Genomic DNA, 16,428 nt, shown 5'->3' with positions numbered 1-16,428 from the left:
TGCAGTACAGTTCAAAGTACGGTGCAACAGGACGCCGTAACTCCACAATACGGGAGCATTCCCCATTGCGAGTAGCAATCGATACCGGCGGCACATTTACGGACTGCGTCTGCCTCTCCGGCGGCCAACTCTGTGTTCTCAAAGTCTTCTCCACTCCCGCCGACCCATCTCTCGGAATTCTCGAAGCCCTCAGGCAATTCGGCGCGCGCGAAACATTGGACCTGCGCCATGGCACGACCGTCGGCACGAATGCCATGCTGGAGCGCAAGGGCGCGCGCGTCGCCTTCATCACAACCGCTGGCTTTGAAGACACCATCGCCATCGGCCGCCAAACCCGCGCCAGCCTCTACGACTGGTTCGCGCCTGTTCCGGTCTGCCTCGTTCCCCGCGAACTCCGTTTCGGCGTTTCCGAGCGCGTCAGCGCCGAAGGCAAAATCCTGCGCGAGCCCACCGAAGAAGAGTTGGACGTGCTGTTGCGGCAGGTACGCGGCAGCGATGCACAATCAATCGCCATCTCGCTTCTCTTCTCCTTCGCCAACCCCAAGTCGGAGCAGCGCGTCGAAGCAGCTCTGCGCTCTCTCAATCTTCCCATTTCGGCCTCGCATCGCATCCTGCCCGAGTTCCGCGAATATGAGCGCGCATCGACTACGGTTGTCAACGCCTATCTCGCCCCGCGCATGCAAAGCTATCTCACGCAACTGGAGCAGCGCGTAACAGCGCAACACGCAGGCAGCCGTGTCGACGTCATGCAGTCCTCAGGAGGCATTATCCCCGCACGTCTCGCCGCTCAGGAGCCGGTGCGCACAGTTCTGTCGGGTCCCGCAGGAGGGGTAATCGGCGCCTGCCAGGTCGCACGCTGGGCCGGATTCGAGCGCATCATCGGCTTCGACATGGGGGGCACCTCCACCGATGTCTTTCTGTCCGACGCGTCAACTGGGAGCGCGACCGGAGGCGCACAGCTCTCTCGCGAATCCGTCGTAGCCGGCGTGCCCATCAGCGTGCCGATGCTCGACATTCACACGGTGGGCGCGGGCGGCGGCTCCATTGCCCGTTTTGACGCCGGCGGCATGTTGCGCGTGGGACCCGAGTCGGCAGGCGCAGATCCCGGTCCCATCTGCTTCGGGCGCGGAATCAGCCCTACTGTAACCGATGCGAACCTGCTCCTGGGAAGGCTGGATTCGGAAAGCTTTCTCGGCGGCAGCGTGCAGCTTAACCGCCAGCGAACCGAGCAGATATTCAGCGAACAAAAGGGTCCCCTGGCCACCGCGGAAGAGTTCGCCGCCGGAATCCTCCGCGTCGTCGAAACCAACATGGAGAAGGCCATCCGCGTCATCTCTATCGAGCGGGGCCACGACCCCCGCGAGTTCGTGCTCGTGGCCTTCGGCGGCGGCGGCCCGCTCCATGCCTGTGCGCTGGCGCGAGCCCTGAAAATGGACACGGTTCTCATTCCTGCCATGCCCGGCGCGCTCTCCGCCGTAGGCATCCTGCTTGCCGACGCTGTGCGCGATTATTCTCGCACCGTGATGCTTCCAGAGGACGCCATCAATGGCCTGAGCGACATCTTCGACGAACTCAGGCAGCGCGCCGTGGCCGATTTCACCGAAGAAGGGCTGCAAGGCGTAGCGCATTACAGCATCGATGCGCGCTATCGCGGCCAGGGCTACGAGTTGAACGTTCCCTGCGAACCGCGCTCACCCAAGGACGCCATCGAGACCTTTCATCAACTCCATCTCCAGCGTTATGGCTTCTGTGACCCTGAGAAATCGGTGGAAATCGTCAATCTGCGACTGCGCATGACAGCCGCGCGTGAACCCTACCTTCCGCCTGAATCCGATCTCATCCGAGGCGATGGCAGTGAGGCATGCTACGCCGAGCGGCAACTCTCTTTCGACGGAAAATTGCTCCGCGCAAAGGTCTACAACCGCGAAGCGCTCAATCCGGGCGCCATTCTTCACGGACCCTCGATGATTACCGAATATACCTCCGCCACACTATTGCCGCCCGGCTGCCACGCTCAGGTTGATGGCTTTAGCAACCTGGTCATCACGCTCGCTGAGGCTCCCGAAGCATGACGCAGTCTGTAGTCGACCCCATCGAACTCGCCATTTTCCAAAGCGCTGTCCATTCCGTAGCGGAAGAGATGGGCGCAGCCCTGCGCCGTACCGCGCTTTCGCCCAACATCAAGGAGCGGCGCGATTACTCCTGCGCAGTCTTCGATGGCCGAGGACGCGTCATCGCCATGGGTGATCACATGCCCGTGCATCTCGGCTCCATGCCCATGTCCGTCGAGGCTGCAATCGAAGCCATCCGCTTCGCTCCTGGCGACATAGCCATCCTCAATGATCCCTACGCCGGCGGCACGCATCTGCCCGACATCACCATGGTTCTTCCCGTCTTTCTGGAAGGCGTCTTTCTGAAGGGCATGACGAGGCCTGCGTTCTATATCGCCAATCGCGCCCATCACGCCGATGTCGGCGGAACCTTTCCCGGCTCCATGGGACCAGCCAGCGAAATCTTTCAGGAAGGCATCCGCATTCCGCCAGTTCGCATCGTGCGCGGCGGCGAAATTGACCGCGAAATGCTCGATCTGATCCTGCTCAACGTGCGCACACCGAAAGAGCGCGAGGGCGATCTCCAGTCGCAGATCGGTTCTTGCCGCGTAGGCGAACAACGCATTCGGGAGTTGGCCGAAAGATACGATCCCGCAAAGCTGCGCGCACTCACCGAAGAGCTGCTCGATTACTCCGAGCGTCTCGTGCGCGCCCAACTGCGCTCGATGCCGACTGGAGTATTCTCTGCCGAAGACTGGCTCGATGACGACGGCGTCAGCGACCAGCCCCACAGGATCGCGGTACAACTCAACTTCAACCCCGATGCCGCGCAGATTCACATCGACTTCACCGGATCCTCGAATCAGGTAGCAGGCAGCATCAACGCCGTGCGCTCCATTACGCTTTCCGCGTGCTTTTACGTCCTGCGCTGTCTTCTTACAGGCGATGCCCCGGCAACCGCGGGCATCCTGCGGCCGCTCACGCTCATCACACCCTCGGGCAGCATCGTCAACGCGCTTCCGCCCGCTCCCGTCGCGGGCGGCAATGTCGAAACCTCGCAGCGCATCGTCGACGTTCTGCTGCGCGCTCTCGCGCAGGCCATCCCATCGCGCATACCCGGAGCGAGCGCGGGCACCATGAGCAACCTGACCATCGGCGGCCTCGATCCGCGAACAGGCAACCACTTCACCTACTACGAAACCACCGCAGGTGGCATGGGCGCGCGCCCCGGATTGGACGGCATCTCCGGCGTGCAGACGCACATGACCAACTCGCTCAACACGCCCATCGAGGCGCTCGAATACGCGTATCCCTTCCGCGTCAAGCGATACGCGTACAGATACGGCTCAGGCGGCGCGGGGCAATTTCGCGGCGGCGACGGACTCATCCGCGAGATCGAGCTACTCGCCGATGCGCAGGTCACACTGCTCGCAGACCGCAGAAAATGCCGCCCCTATGGCTTACAGGGCGGCAAAGATGGATTCGCCGGAACGGCATCCGTAACAAAATTTGAAAGTCAGGAAAAGATCCTATTACCCGGCAAATGCAGCCGCAGACTATCCAAAGGAGACATTCTGCGCATCGAGACTCCGGGCGGCGGCGGATGGGGCGAAGCCTGATGCAGGCATTCGCCCCCCGAACTAACGAAGCCTAATCATCATCATCCTTGTCGGCTGTCTTCTTGTGATGCTGCTTGAGCTGTGCCGGAACCGGCGCATCGCCCATCGCATCCTTCCACAGGATCACATTCAGCTTCTGCGCATCGGCATGATCCGCATGGCGAAAGTCCATCTTCATGCTCTCCTGCGCGCCTTCCGCCTTCTTACTGTTCGCGGTGTAGATCAGTCCGTTGTCGCGATTGGAAGTATCGGCAGTATACGCGGGCTGATCGCCAGGGCCGGTAAACAGCGTCGAGATCATCGAAGCGAAGGCGTCGTTGTTGTTCATCGGAGGCAACCCAAGCAGCGTCTCCATCGTGCGCACCACGCTTACCGTTGAATAAAATCGGCTATCGACAAACGGCGTTCCATCCGCCTTGCGCGGAGCATACTTGCTGATCACCAGAGCGATGCTGCGATGCGCCTCGACATGGTCGCCGCCATCCTGCGCATCGTCTTCAAGAATGAAGAACGCCGTGTCGTCCCAGAACGGCGAGTGCGAAATCGCTTCGACCGCTCTGCCCACAGCCAGATCGTTATCCGCAACAGAGGACTTCGGCGTAGGCCCGCCCGGCCTCGTTCCCGCCGTGTGATCGTTGCCCAGGCGAAGCAGCACAAAGTTCGGCATCGTGTCCTTGCCCTGCTCCTTGTCCGCAACCCACTGCTTGAGATGGCGTTCAAAGATGTTCACGCGGACCTGATCGGGAACCTGCAAATTAAAGTCCGGAGCTTCCTCGGCAAAGTGCCCCACAAGCTGCGGCTTGGTGGCCGTGTTCGACGCCATCAGCGGAATCGGCCAGGGCCACTTGTTCACCCCGCCACCCCACTCCGCAGGCAGCTCTTCTCCCGGCTCAACGGCCTTGTGCGAGCAGTCGCGTCCCTCCAGCATCGGACCAAGCTGCGGATTCGCGTTCTTCGCCTTCGTCAGGTCATTGCAGAAGACCGTGGCGATGTACTCGCCGAAGTGGTAGTAACTCTTGCCATGCGCGGCGAGATCACCCCATAGATATCCGCTCATCGGCTCGTTGACATCGGGAATCTTCTGCAACAGCGGCGACCCATACGCGACAATCCCCTCAAAGTCATAGGTGCGCTGCGTGCCCCGGTAAGACTGCTGCCATGTCTTCTCCAGATAGTCGGTTCCGATGGCCGCCGTCGACCACACATGCCCATCCCCGGATACCTCGCCCGAGTCATAGAAGTTATCCAGCACGCCAAACTGCAGCGCCAGCTTGTGCTCGTTCGGCGTAATCGACTGGCCATACATCGTCAGCTTCGGATCGCCATTGCCGACCGGTTTCCCATCCTTCGCCAAATCGCCAAGAATCTGATCGTAAGTCCGGTTCTCCTTGATGATGTAGATCACATGCTTGATGCGGTCCTGCGCCCCACCGGCAAACGTGATCTTTTCCGAAGCCGCCTTCATCCGGTTCGATTCGATGACCACCGAGGTCCATTCCGGCAGATTCTTCTCGATATCCGTTGCATCCAGCGTCGCCAGCGAACCGTAGAGCAGCGTTCCGATATAGGTCGAAGGACGCTCAACCTCCTTACCGGTTCTCGCATCCATGATCTGCATCGGCGAGTTGTTCGGCCCCGTTCCATGACCCTTGGCCGTGGCGACGTACAGCTTTCCACCGCCTGCTGCCGGCAGAAATGCCATCGCCATAGGCATCCAATCCGTCGGAACGAATCCAACCGGAGCAACCATCCCTTGCTTCGCGGCCTTCGGCGTCAACTTCGCCGTATCCAACACCGCAACGGCATCGGTAATCGCATTGGCTACATACAACCGGCTTCCGTCGGCATTGATGGCCAGCGCCTCGGGCTCCGCGCCGAAATAGGTCTGCCCCGGCAGCCGCGTGTCAAAGTATCCCTTCACGGAAAACTGATCCGCGCCGATATTTACCGCTGCCACAGCATCGCGATTGGCCAGCGCCACGTACATCGTTCGCCCATCCGGCGAAAACTCCAGCGCGCACGGGTGCGTTCCAGGAGCAACCGCGCTCTCCGGCTTCAACAGCGCCAGCTTGCGCCCAACCGTTCCCTTTGCCAGGTCCAGTTCCGCAACTTCCGAAGCATTCCAAAGCGCGACATAAGCCTTAGCGCCATCCCGTGAAATCGCCAGCGCGATGGGATATGTCGATGGCACAACATCGTTCTCAGAGAGATCGAAACGCTTCTCAATCGCCCCGCTCACAGGGTCGATCAGCAGCACGTCGTCCGAGAGATTCTCGGCAACCAGCAGCTTTTCCGAACCCGCAGCTCCAACCACCGCAATCGCAGCCGGGAAAGGCACGCCTTTATCGCCCTGGACGCCATCAAGCACCTTGGTCGTCCTACCCGGCGCAAGTGTCTGCAGCGGCAGATGGATCATTCGCTCCGGCGAGATTTTCCCCGCGGCGAAGCGATAAACCAGCACGCCGCTGCCCGTGTCTTCTGCGTCCTTGCCAAGCGGGTCTGAGATGGAGCCGATGCTCGCGTAAACATGGCTTCCATCGCGGCTGAAAGCAAGGCCCGAGTAAAGCGTCTGTTTGGCTCGCACCATTGTCCGGTCATCGGGGAAGTCGGCAACGACGCCCGTTTGCGTATCCAGCACAGAAAGCGACTGCTCGAACTTCGACTCACGAGTCCCGTAACCGGCATCGACCGTAACCACGTACCGTGAATCCGGCGAGACAGCCATCGACATCGGCAGGCTGTTCAGCCGTTGCGGATGCCCCGGAATCTCTCCAAGGAGTTGTTTGCTGGTGGGCAGATCGACCGTTTGCCCTCGAAGTGCGCCTGCGCCGAACGCCAGGGCTGTCATGAGAGATGCAACTACAACAGAGTTCCGCATATAAAAACCCTAACAAAGCTGCCGCCGTCCGGCTTTACAGAACGGTGAAGACGCTCTCACGCAGCAAACAGAACAATTTGTCAGGTTCAAACAATTTCATTGCGTTACGGAATGTAGACGATTACATTTCGTTGAGGGTAACTCCATTATGCGCAAATCGTCTCTGCTCCGTTTCTGTTTATCCGTGCTCTTTGTCCTCGCGTGTCTGACCATCGCCAAGGCAGCAGAGGCGCCAAGGCTCGTCCAGAAGGACGGCCGCTACGCATTGATGGTCGATGGCCATCCCTATCTGATTCTCGGCGGCCAGATCCACAACTCCAGCGGGTGGCCCAGCGAACTCCCACAGGTCTGGCAATCGATGGCCGCACTGCACGCCAACACCGTTGCAGCCCCCGTCTACTGGGAACAGATGGAAGCGCAACAGGGTCACTTCGACTTCACCAACGTCGACCAGATCGTGCAAGGCGCCCGCGGCCATAACCTGCACGTGATCCTGCTATGGTTCGGCACCTGGAAAAACGGCAACAACCACTACGCTCCCGCCTGGATCAAAGCTGACACCAAGCGCTATCCCCGCATGATCCGCCCCGACGGCGAACCCATCGACGTGCTCTCGGCCAACTCCCGCAACACCCTGGAAGCCGACAAGGCCGCATTCGTCGCCCTCACGCGTCATCTCAAGGAGATCGACAGTGAAGATCACACCATCCTCATGATCCAGGTCGAGAACGAGTCCGGTGGCGTCGGCAGCGTTCGCGATTTCTCGGCAGAGTCCAACCGCGAGTTCGCCGGTCCCGTTCCCGGCGATCTGCTCGCCGCAACCCACAAGCAACCCGGGACATGGAGCCAGGTCTTCGGCTCCGACGCCGACGAAACGTTCCAGGCCTACCATCAAGCCAAATACCTCAACGAAATAGCCGCCGCAGGCAAAGCCGAATTATCCATCCCCTATTACATGAACGTCTGGGTCAGCTATCCCGCAGCCGAGCTGCCGCAGCGCCAGATATCGATTCCGGGTATTCAATATCCCAGCGGCGGAGCGGTGCAGAAGCTCGTCGGCATGTGGAAGGCGCTCACGCCGTCGATCGACCTCATCGGCCCCGACGTCTATTCCGACGACTCACCTTTCTATCGCGAAATCATCGCCACCTATCACCGTCCCGACAACCCACTCTGGATTCCCGAAACCGGCCGCGGTGACAGCTTCGCCAAATTCTTTTTCTACGCCCTCGGCGACGGAGCTATCGGTTTCTCGCCCTTCGGCGTCGATGCCTCCGGCTGGAACATCCTCGGCGACGAGCCTTGGAAAGCGCATTCCAGCAACTTCGCGCTCGTCGGCCCCATGGATCGCGAGATCGCGCAACTCGAGTTCGATGGCAAGCTGAAAACCAGTGTCGAAGAACCGGGCCACGCCACGCAGGAGCTGGACTTCGGCGCATGGCAGGCAACCGTCGCCTTCGGCTATCCGCAACCCGATGGACGCCGCGCCCCAGGCACCAAGGACGCCCACGGTTCGGCAATCGTAGCGCAACTCGGCCCCGATGAATTCCTCGTCACCGGGATCGACGCAAGCGTCAGCTTCCATCTCCCCGGCAAGCTTCCATGGATTCGCTCGGAGATCGTCACCGCCGAGCAGGGCACGTATGAAAATGGTATCTGGAAACCGCTGCGCCTCTGGAATGGCGATGAAACCGACCGCGGCCTCAGCTTCCATCAACAGCCCGAAGTAGTTCGCGTACGGCTCGAGCGTTTTTAGAAACATGCGGGCCCTGCGCAGGCCCGCATGGCTCATAATCCGTAGAATCGCTCCTGCGCATTCTTGCTCTTGACGCGGTCTCCGCTTGCCGTTTCTACCGTGCGATGCCGGTACTTGTGGTCGCCATCCAAAGTAGAATCCGCGGCGAGATCGTAGCCGGAGTACAGACTTCCCTTATAGCCAATCACGCAGGTAAGTTTGTAGCCGCGATTATGCAATTCCTTGGCCAGCCGCTTGGCAAAAGGATTCGCGCCCTCCGCACTATGACAGACATCGCAACCGATGGTTCCCGTGTAGTACTTCTTCAAGCCGTGCGCAACCAGGCGATCGACAATGTTTGTGTAACTCAATGGGTTTGCACCGGCCTCGGTTGCATAGATATTGCCGTCATTGACTGCTCCGTGACCTGCAACGACCAAGCGGGTTCCCCATCCCGATCCCATGTTGGCGATTACGCCGCCCGGGTGAACGTCGTCATAAAACACCGGAGTCCAATTGCGCTTGTGGTGAGTTTGGTCCTTGTAGTAGTTGTTATAAACATCACATCTACTGGAAAGCACAGATCCCGTCGTCTGGTCCCACGGAATAAAATACACACGATCGTTTGCCATCGACACTCTTCCTCGACTGATTTCTGACCCTGGCTTGCGGGGAAACGAATCCCAATTCTTGAAGGCCGCCTTCCAGTCTGTCAAGAGCCATCCAGACAGATATGGGTACAGAAAATTTGAGATTCCTGGCGGCCTCGCAACAGAGCGTACAAGAGGCCTTCTACTTGTGCTCGGGATATCGCGAATTAGAGTCCTGATCGCATCCCCACTATGCGTCGTTCCGGCCTCGGCGCAGCCGGATGAAAGCAACTGATCCTCAGGTCATCGATCTCGCCATCGATCCTGCCAAGGCATTCTTCTACGATCTTCCGCACCTCCGGGGCTGCGCCAAGCGCACGAAGATTCATCAGCAGGCTGTGATTCGCCGCCGGAGAGGCAGCGAGATTCCCTTCCACATCGGGCTCTTGGCCATTCGCGCAGATGGCGGCTTTCACAAACCCAGACTCAGCGCGCACGATGGCCTTCAGATGGACAATGCCGATCCCGCCCGCGCTGAGCTTCGTGTCCAGTTCATCGAAGAGCGGCCCCAACAGCGCAGCAGGAGAAACGGCCACTGCCGGACGAACCTCGGCCTCAAGATTCAGCCACACTAAAGCCGCCTCCGCGCAAGCATACTGCTCATAGTCGATATCGAGAATGCGGCTCCCAGCGGAAAGTCTTCCCGAGAGCATCTCATCCAGCCAGGCGGCAACACCATCGCCCGTCTTCGCGCTCAACCTCCGCACATCTCCTGCGCCAAATACATCCAGCGAAGGCGTGACAGAATTCCTGTCCGACTTGGAGAAGCAGACAACATCCGCCTCTTGAAGCTGCTTCTCAAACAGAAATTTCAAATTCGTATCAGCGTCGCCGGCAAGCACCTCCCGCGCCCGCTCCGGATCAACCAGCACAGTGAACGGAGAGAGCCGGTATTGATCGCTGTATTCGCGCAGGGGATGCAGCGTCGTCGCGGATATATCCGTGCAACTGCCAACGGGCTCAGCAAAGATAATCTCCGGCGAAAATGCGCGCAATTCCTCCATCACACCGATCAACTCAGAAAATCGGCAGCAGAAACATCCCCCAGTCACTTCGCCCTGCCGCAACCCATCGATCGATTGCGCCGACGCATAGGACGCATATTCCGAATCGACCAGCGCCTCGCCCTGATCGTTCATCACCACTGCGCTACGCACACCACGCCGCTTCAACTCCCGCGCCGCAGCCAGTAGAAGAGTTGTCTTCCCCGCGCCAAGAAATCCGCCCACCACAATAATCCACGGCCTTGCGTCGACAGTTGTCAGACTCACGCCTGCACCTCCAGGCTGAATTCCTTTCCCTCTGCAATGACCACAAGCTCATCCAATTGATAGACCGTCCGCCCATCGCGGCTTTGCACCGCATGCGCCTTGATCCGTCCGTAGCTTCCTGAGCAGGTGACGCTGCCCGTTGCGGTCATCTCAATCGACCTGCACGGAAGCTTGCCGGCCAGCACTTTGATCGTCAGGTAACTCACCCCGGCGCCTTCCTTGCTGTAAGCAAACGTCCCCCATCCCGTGCCGGTGGACCAGAAGCATTTGAACTCCGCGTGCGGCACTCGCGGCGCCGCAACGACCGCCGCCTTAGCGCCGTCATATTCGAATCCGCTCAGGGCCACAACGCTGGTCCACGAAGCCATCGCCCGCGCATAATGGTGGCCGCATTCCGCCTCATCCCATGGATTGCGCTTTTCCCCGTCGTATCGAGCACGCAGATTCTCAACCACCTCTACCCCTTGCGCCACCATCTCCGCATGGAACATCAGCGCGGCCAACGAGTACTCCAATCCTGTCCACGCCTCTGCGTAATAAGGGAACGGTATCTTCGGGCGAACAGCCTTTCCGTAATCGCAAACCACTACCGCAGCTTCCTCGTTCAGGGCATACGTCCTCTGCACCGAATCATGATCCGCAAGCGAACGCTTGTAGTTATAGCGATAGATAGACTCAAGCGTCGCGCGTATATGTTCCGGCGAAACCAGGGGCCCAAGCCCGGCGACGTTCGCAAGATACTGCCCAAGCAATTGATCCACAAGGCATCCGCCGCCAACCTGGTACTCCGGCGTCTCTGTGTTCTCGCTGCCCATTCCGCTTATCAGTTGCGGAGCGATCTTATCCCTGGGATATCCGAGCACCTGCTGTCGATAAAACTCACCCTGAAACAAATGCTCATCGATCCAACGGCTGCCCTGGGTAAAGAGCCTGCGATACTCACTCGCAGTCTCCTTCTCTCCGACAGCGATGGCCATCTCCTCCGCCGCGCGCAAAGCTCCGAGATAATAGACGCCTCCTAACGGGTTAGGACCGTAAAACTCAACGTCGTAAGTCGTATGTTGAACGCCCTCGAAGACTCCATCGCGATTCGCATCCCACCCGCCCTGAATCCATGCAAACTCTACACCTCTCTTGATCCGTGGCCACATCGTCCTAAGCCACGCATTGTCCCCGCTCAGCTTCCAATCCAGATAGGCATGCAGAATCTGTCCCATCTGCCCATCCGCGGCTGCAATTCTGAATCGTTCCTTTCCATCCGGCAATAGCTGGCGAAATCGCATTCCGCCCTGATCGTCCATGCTGTATCCGAATGCGGCGTCGCGCAGTGACCTCGCAAACGAAGGAAACAGGAATGCAGTGGCTGTCTCGTAGTTCCATACATGCAGGCAGTTGCCGAAACAGCATCCCGACTTATCGTCTGAACCCTCAAAGCCGTGAAACTCCCCGTCCGCTGTGCGAAAGCACGTCGTCGTAGCCAACGTCGAAAGATTTGCGCTCGCCGCCTCTTTTACCGCATCAGGTAAAGTGCTCCCGGCAAAAGCATCCGTAAATGCGCGCGTGCGAGCCTCCAATCGCGTGAGATTCGCAGCCGTGTATTGCGCTGCCTCCCACGCGCTTTTGAAGCGTGCGCTGTAGAAGTTGCCGATGATGGTTCCGGCTTCGCCCGCAGGCGCATCCCAGCCGCACCAGCCTGGAGTCCGATTCGGAAAATGCCACGCCAGCAGAAAGGTGATGCTCGCCGAGCCACCCGCCGGCACCGTCGTCTGCTGACAAAGTGAGCTGACGGTGCCGCGCGATTGCGGCTCGTCGAGCAGCGCTCCATCGCGAGAGAAGCTGTCCCAGAAAAACAGCGGAGAGTTCCACCACCGTCCCTTCGGCCATCCGCGCCAATAGGTAGTATTCACTGCTGGCCCAGCCCCTCCGGAAGTCAACGCAGCAAGCACAAAGCTTCCAAATCTGGGATCGTCCGCCGCAATTCCGGAATTGCTCATCACCAGCCCAGCCAGCCCGCCTTCCGAGCGAAACTCATTCGAGCGCGAGTCGGGCTTCGGCGCGTCCGCAGCTCCGCCTGCGTTTCCTCCCGATGCGCCATGCACAGGATTGTCAACAGAGAATGCAATGCTCACTTTTGCGCTCACGGTCCCTGGGTTGTGCAGCCGGTAACGTAGAATCGCGACAGGCAGGCCGGAGTCGTCAGGGTCATGCGGAATAAACGGCGAGAATGCCTCCAGTGAAACATGCACCGGCAGATTCGGATCGAGGAATCGCACCCGTGCAAGCGGGTATTGTCCCGTGAACTCCGCTCCCGCAAGCCTACTCAGTCCCGGAGCATTGCTCGAACCCAGCCCATCCTGACCCTCGTAGGGCGGCAGAATTCGAGCCTCCAGCACACGTGCAACTGGCTTCGCATCGCCTGACTGAACCCAGATTGCCGGAAATGCATACGAGGGCGAAAACCCCTTGTTGGGCCGGTTGAAGATCTCCCAATCCCGTAGCTGGCCGCGACCTCCCAGCGCAATGCTTCCGGCAGCAACTCCGCCGAGCGGGAAGGCAAGCATCTTGAGCTGCGAGCCAGTGAAGACCCGCGGAAAATGAATCCCGACTGCGGCGTTCTTCGTATGTTGATCAGCATGCGGCTCCTGATCCGCCTGTGCTGTCTCAGCAATACTCTCCGCGGCAACGCCTGCCGCAGTAAAGCCGGGCCAACCCGACGCCTGTGTCGCCGCGCCGATTGCGCCCGCAGCCTGCTTGAAGAAATCTCTCCTCGCAATTCCGCGCTTTTCCGTCATCAGAACCGTCCTGGCAATTTGGGGAACTCACAGCAAACGAGCATACCGGACGGCGCACATCTCTGGCACGATGCTGAACCAGAAACGGAAAAGCGACGCGAACTCAAGACAGCGGTTACACTTTCTGGGCTGGTATCTCGCAGGAGAATCGATGCTCAATCGGCGCACATTTCTGAAGACCGGTATCACCACGGGCGCAGCCGCACTGCCCCTGGCAACGGCGCTTGAAGCGCTCCAACCAACATTCACGGCCTCCGCGGAAGAGGCTGCATCTGTCGCGGGAGTGATGACGCCAGTAAGGCTCGCAGCGCTGCCAACTCGACTGGCTCCGGTGGACTCATCCACCGAGGCATGGCAGCAACGGATTCGGCGCGTGGGCCAGAGCAACATGACCGAACATGACCCGGCAGTCATGAACATCGAGGAGTGGGCCGACTATTGGCACGCGTGCAACACAGATATCGTGTATATCAGCGTTACCGGCATACTGGCGTATTACCCATCGAAGGTAAAGTTCCACCGGCATGGAAAATTCCTGAATGGCCGTGATTTCTTTGGCGAGTGCGTGGCCGCCGCCCGCAAGCGCAGCATGCGTGTGGTTGCCCGCATGAGTCCGGACTTGAACTGGGGCGACGCGCTGGAGGCGCATCCAGAGTGGGCAATGCGCAACAAGGATGGATCGGTTCAGTTCAACGGCGAAGAACCGCGCCTCTTCCGGACCTGCATGTTCTCCACTTACATGGACGATTACGTTCCTGCAGTAATGCGAGAGGTGAATTCGCTCTACGATGTTGACTGCTTTTATACCAATGGCTGGCCGCCTCTGGGGAGCCTGCCTGAGTGCCATTGCGGCATCTGCAGCAAGCTGGCGCCGCCGAATACGGTGGCCTACTGGCGCGCTTTCAACGACCGCCTCTTCGAGTTGTGGAATAAGTACGACGCGATCGCCAAAGAGAAGAAGCCAGACAGCTTTTTCTTTGCGAATCTGGGCGGAAACGTCCACGCGGGGCCGAATCTCGACCGCCTGGGCAAGACCGCTGTCTGGTTTCAGGGCGATAACCAGGGCCGCACCAACGAAGACCCCGCGGTGTGGGGATGCACCCTGCAAGGCCGCGTGTGCAACGCAGTGCTCGACGGCAAGTTTGCGGCCAACATCACGGCCGCTTATTCGACCAGCGAAGTGCCATGGCGCAATGCTGCTAAGAATCCCGCCGAGGCAAAGATGTGGCTGAATGAAACGCTGGCTGGTGGGCTGGTTCCGTATTACCACTTCATCGGCTCGGAGAATGGCTTTGGCGAAGATCGCCGCTGGCAGAAAGTCGGCGCGGATTACTTTCGCTGGACGGCAAAGCACGATGCTCACTTCAAGGTGCGGCGGTCGGTTGCCAACGTCGGCGTCGTGATGGGACAGAGCACGCAGCTTCTCTATCCCGGCCCTGGCGCTGTACACTCGCGCACTTATATGCGCGATACGACGCACGGTATCTACGAGACGCTGCTAGCTGGACGGTTTGCCTTCGACTATGTGCATGAAGATCGTCTTGAGCCGGAGCGGCTGAGTAAGTACAAAGTGCTCCTGCTGCCTAACATCGCAATGCTGAGCGACCGGCAGTGTGAGCAGATTCGAAGCTATGTGCAATCGGGCGGGTCGATCATGGCCAGCTTTGAAACCAGCCTCTATGACGAAGAGTTGAAACCGCGCGCGGACTTTGGCCTTGCAGATGTACTCGGAATTCGCAAGGCAGGCGAAGTGATCGGCACCAATGGCAATGCGTACTATCAGCGCATTGAGCGCCAGCACGCCATACTGAGCGGCTTTGCCGACACAAACTGGCTGCCGGGCGCGCAGAATCGCGTGCCGCTCAAGCCGGTGCAGGATGCGGTGCTTACGGTTGTTCCTGGATTCGTGCGCTATCCGCCGGAGCTGGCTTATCCTGCAGCGTCTCATACAGACGAGCCTGCGGTAGTGCTGCGCGAGATAGGCACAAGCCGTGTAGCTTACTTTCCGGGAGATATCGAGCGTACTTACTGGCTTACAGGTCATGGCGACTTACTGCGTCTCATGCATAACACCATCCGTTGGCTTACCGGAGACGAGCGCGTGGTGAACGTGGATGGGGACGGATTTGTCGAAGTCTTTGCCTGGGAGACTAACCTCGGTTATACCGTGCACTTACTCAATTACACCAACCCGAACGCGCATCATGGCTGGATGCAGTCGGTCTATCCGCTCGGCGCACAGAGCGTAAGCCTCAAGCTTCCGGCTGACGTGCATGTGAAGTCTGTCGAGTTGCTCTGCGCGGAGCAGAGCGTGAACTTCCGCATGGAAGACCAGGTGCTGCGTTTCTCGATTCCGCGTGTGGAGGACTACGAAGTGGCCGCCATCAGCGTTCGTTGATGGCGGCCCGTGAGGGCGCCGTTAGGCTGGCTCGTTACCTTCGGCAGGTGGTATTCCGAAGGGACCGCAACCAGTGCGCATGTTTTCGCGAAATTTATCACGTTCTTCGGGCGTCATGCGTTCCCAGCGATCGGCCCGATGCCGGCGGGAGTTGGAACGGTCTGAACCGCTACCCCAGCTTCCGAAGAGAATCCGGCAAAGAATCAGCAGCCCGAGGCCTTGCCAGAAAGTGATTTCGTGCCAACCGAAGAGCATTGGCAGGAGCCAGTTCCATAAATGCATCACCACTTCACCGCAGATCCAGACGAAAGCCGCCATTGCGAGCGGGGCGACAAAGAAGATCCACTTATTTCTCATAACCCAGGAGTTTCCCATAGGACTACCTCATTTCGTTGCGAACTCGTCGTGAATGCGATGCAATCTTTCACGCAGATGGAGCACTGCATACCGTTTACGTGAGAGTAGCGTGTTGATGTTTTCGCCGGTTTCGGCGGACAACTCTTTGAAGCTGCGACCTTCCAGTTCGTGGGCGATGAATACTTCCCGCTGTTCATGGGGCAGCTCGCGGAGCGCTTGTTCCAACTCATTAAGAAGGACTTTGCGGAAATAGATTGCTTCCGGTCCAGCATCTGGCGATGGCAGTAGATTTTCAATCTCCAGCCATTCACCCTCTTCATCCATGACGGACGCGTCGCCGAAGTTCTCTGCTGTCTTCTTGCGGAAAAAGTCAGTGATGCGATTGCGCGCGACGCGAAATAGCCAGCCGGTTACGTAGTCAATCGGCGTGAGCAGGCGATGGGCTTCCACCAGTTTGAAGAAGACTTCCTGGAGAAGATCTTCCACATCTGCTTCGTTTGGCACACGCTTGCGGATAAACTTGCGCAATCGGGATTGTTCTTCTGCGAGGACCTCGGAGATAGTTCGGTCTTGCTCGATCATCGAAGTCACGCTCATGGCCTATCCGCTCACTTCTGTAGACGAATGGCGGCCGCAGATATTGTAGAGTTTCAAATCACCAGAAGTCGGAATATGAG

Annotated in this window: 10 protein-coding genes; 4 read left to right on the top strand and 6 right to left on the bottom strand. The window is 59.0% G+C overall.

Features of this window, described 5'->3' with window-relative positions; genetic code table 11:
* Positions 1-65 precede the first annotated feature (65 nt).
* Both OHL23_RS03840 and OHL23_RS03835 read left to right on the top strand, forming a co-directional pair.
* Positions 66-2,072: a hydantoinase/oxoprolinase family protein gene (locus OHL23_RS03840; RefSeq protein WP_263350447.1), complete on the top strand. Its 2,007-nt coding sequence runs from the start codon at positions 66-68 to the stop codon at positions 2,070-2,072.
* Positions 2,069-3,670 carry a hydantoinase B/oxoprolinase family protein gene (locus OHL23_RS03835; RefSeq protein ID WP_263350446.1) on the top strand — a complete coding sequence of 534 codons (1,602 nt, stop codon included), beginning with the start codon at positions 2,069-2,071 and terminating at the stop codon, positions 3,668-3,670. The genes OHL23_RS03840 and OHL23_RS03835 overlap by 4 nt, the downstream gene beginning before the upstream one ends.
* 31 nt (positions 3,671-3,701) lie before the next feature.
* On the opposite strand, the gene OHL23_RS03830 is transcribed toward OHL23_RS03835, so the two are convergent.
* The gene (locus tag OHL23_RS03830; protein WP_263350445.1) at positions 3,702-6,548 is read right to left on the bottom strand and encodes a bifunctional YncE family protein/alkaline phosphatase family protein; all 2,847 of its coding nucleotides are present in this window, start codon (positions 6,546-6,548) and stop codon (positions 3,702-3,704) included.
* 148 nt (positions 6,549-6,696) lie between these two features.
* Between OHL23_RS03830 and OHL23_RS03825 the strand changes: the two genes are divergently transcribed.
* Complete coding sequence (locus tag OHL23_RS03825) at positions 6,697-8,304, top strand: DUF5597 domain-containing protein (protein ID WP_263350444.1); 1,608 nt, start codon at positions 6,697-6,699, stop codon at positions 8,302-8,304.
* 32 nt (positions 8,305-8,336) lie between these two features.
* Here the strand turns inward: OHL23_RS03825 and OHL23_RS03820 are convergent, their stop codons facing one another.
* The 3 genes from OHL23_RS03820 to OHL23_RS03810 form a co-directional block, all read right to left on the bottom strand.
* Positions 8,337-8,915: a hypothetical protein gene (locus OHL23_RS03820; RefSeq protein ID WP_263350443.1), complete on the bottom strand. Its 579-nt coding sequence runs from the start codon at positions 8,913-8,915 to the stop codon at positions 8,337-8,339.
* A 185-nt stretch (positions 8,916-9,100) separates the two neighbouring features.
* Positions 9,101-10,204 (bottom strand): CobW-like GTP-binding protein, encoded by a 1,104-nt coding sequence (locus OHL23_RS03815; RefSeq protein ID WP_263350442.1) that lies wholly within the window; start codon positions 10,202-10,204, stop codon positions 9,101-9,103.
* Positions 10,201-12,996: a non-lysosomal glucosylceramidase gene (locus OHL23_RS03810; RefSeq protein WP_263350441.1), complete on the bottom strand. Its 2,796-nt coding sequence runs from the start codon at positions 12,994-12,996 to the stop codon at positions 10,201-10,203. The genes OHL23_RS03815 and OHL23_RS03810 overlap by 4 nt, the downstream gene beginning before the upstream one ends.
* Before the next feature lie 151 nt (positions 12,997-13,147).
* On the opposite strand from OHL23_RS03810, the gene OHL23_RS03805 reads away from it, so the two are divergent.
* Positions 13,148-15,394: an alpha-amylase family protein gene (locus tag OHL23_RS03805; RefSeq protein ID WP_263350440.1), complete on the top strand. Its 2,247-nt coding sequence runs from the start codon at positions 13,148-13,150 to the stop codon at positions 15,392-15,394.
* Between the two features lie 21 nt (positions 15,395-15,415).
* Here the strand turns inward: OHL23_RS03805 and OHL23_RS03800 are convergent, their stop codons facing one another.
* Together OHL23_RS03800 and OHL23_RS03795 are read right to left on the bottom strand one after the other, a co-directional pair.
* A complete protein-coding gene (locus tag OHL23_RS03800; RefSeq protein ID WP_263350439.1) occupies positions 15,416-15,769 on the bottom strand; it encodes a DUF3106 domain-containing protein in 354 nt (117 codons plus the stop codon).
* A gap of 9 nt (positions 15,770-15,778) precedes the next feature.
* A complete protein-coding gene (locus OHL23_RS03795) occupies positions 15,779-16,348 on the bottom strand; it encodes an RNA polymerase sigma factor (protein ID WP_263350438.1) in 570 nt (189 codons plus the stop codon).
* Between the last annotated feature and the right edge of the window lie 80 nt (positions 16,349-16,428).

The sequence above is a fragment of the Acidicapsa acidisoli genome (assembly GCF_025685625.1).
GTDB lineage: Bacteria > Acidobacteriota > Terriglobia > Terriglobales > Acidobacteriaceae > Acidicapsa > Acidicapsa acidisoli.
Note: the sequence above shows the minus strand (reverse complement) of the source record. Positions and strands in the feature narration are given on the sequence as shown.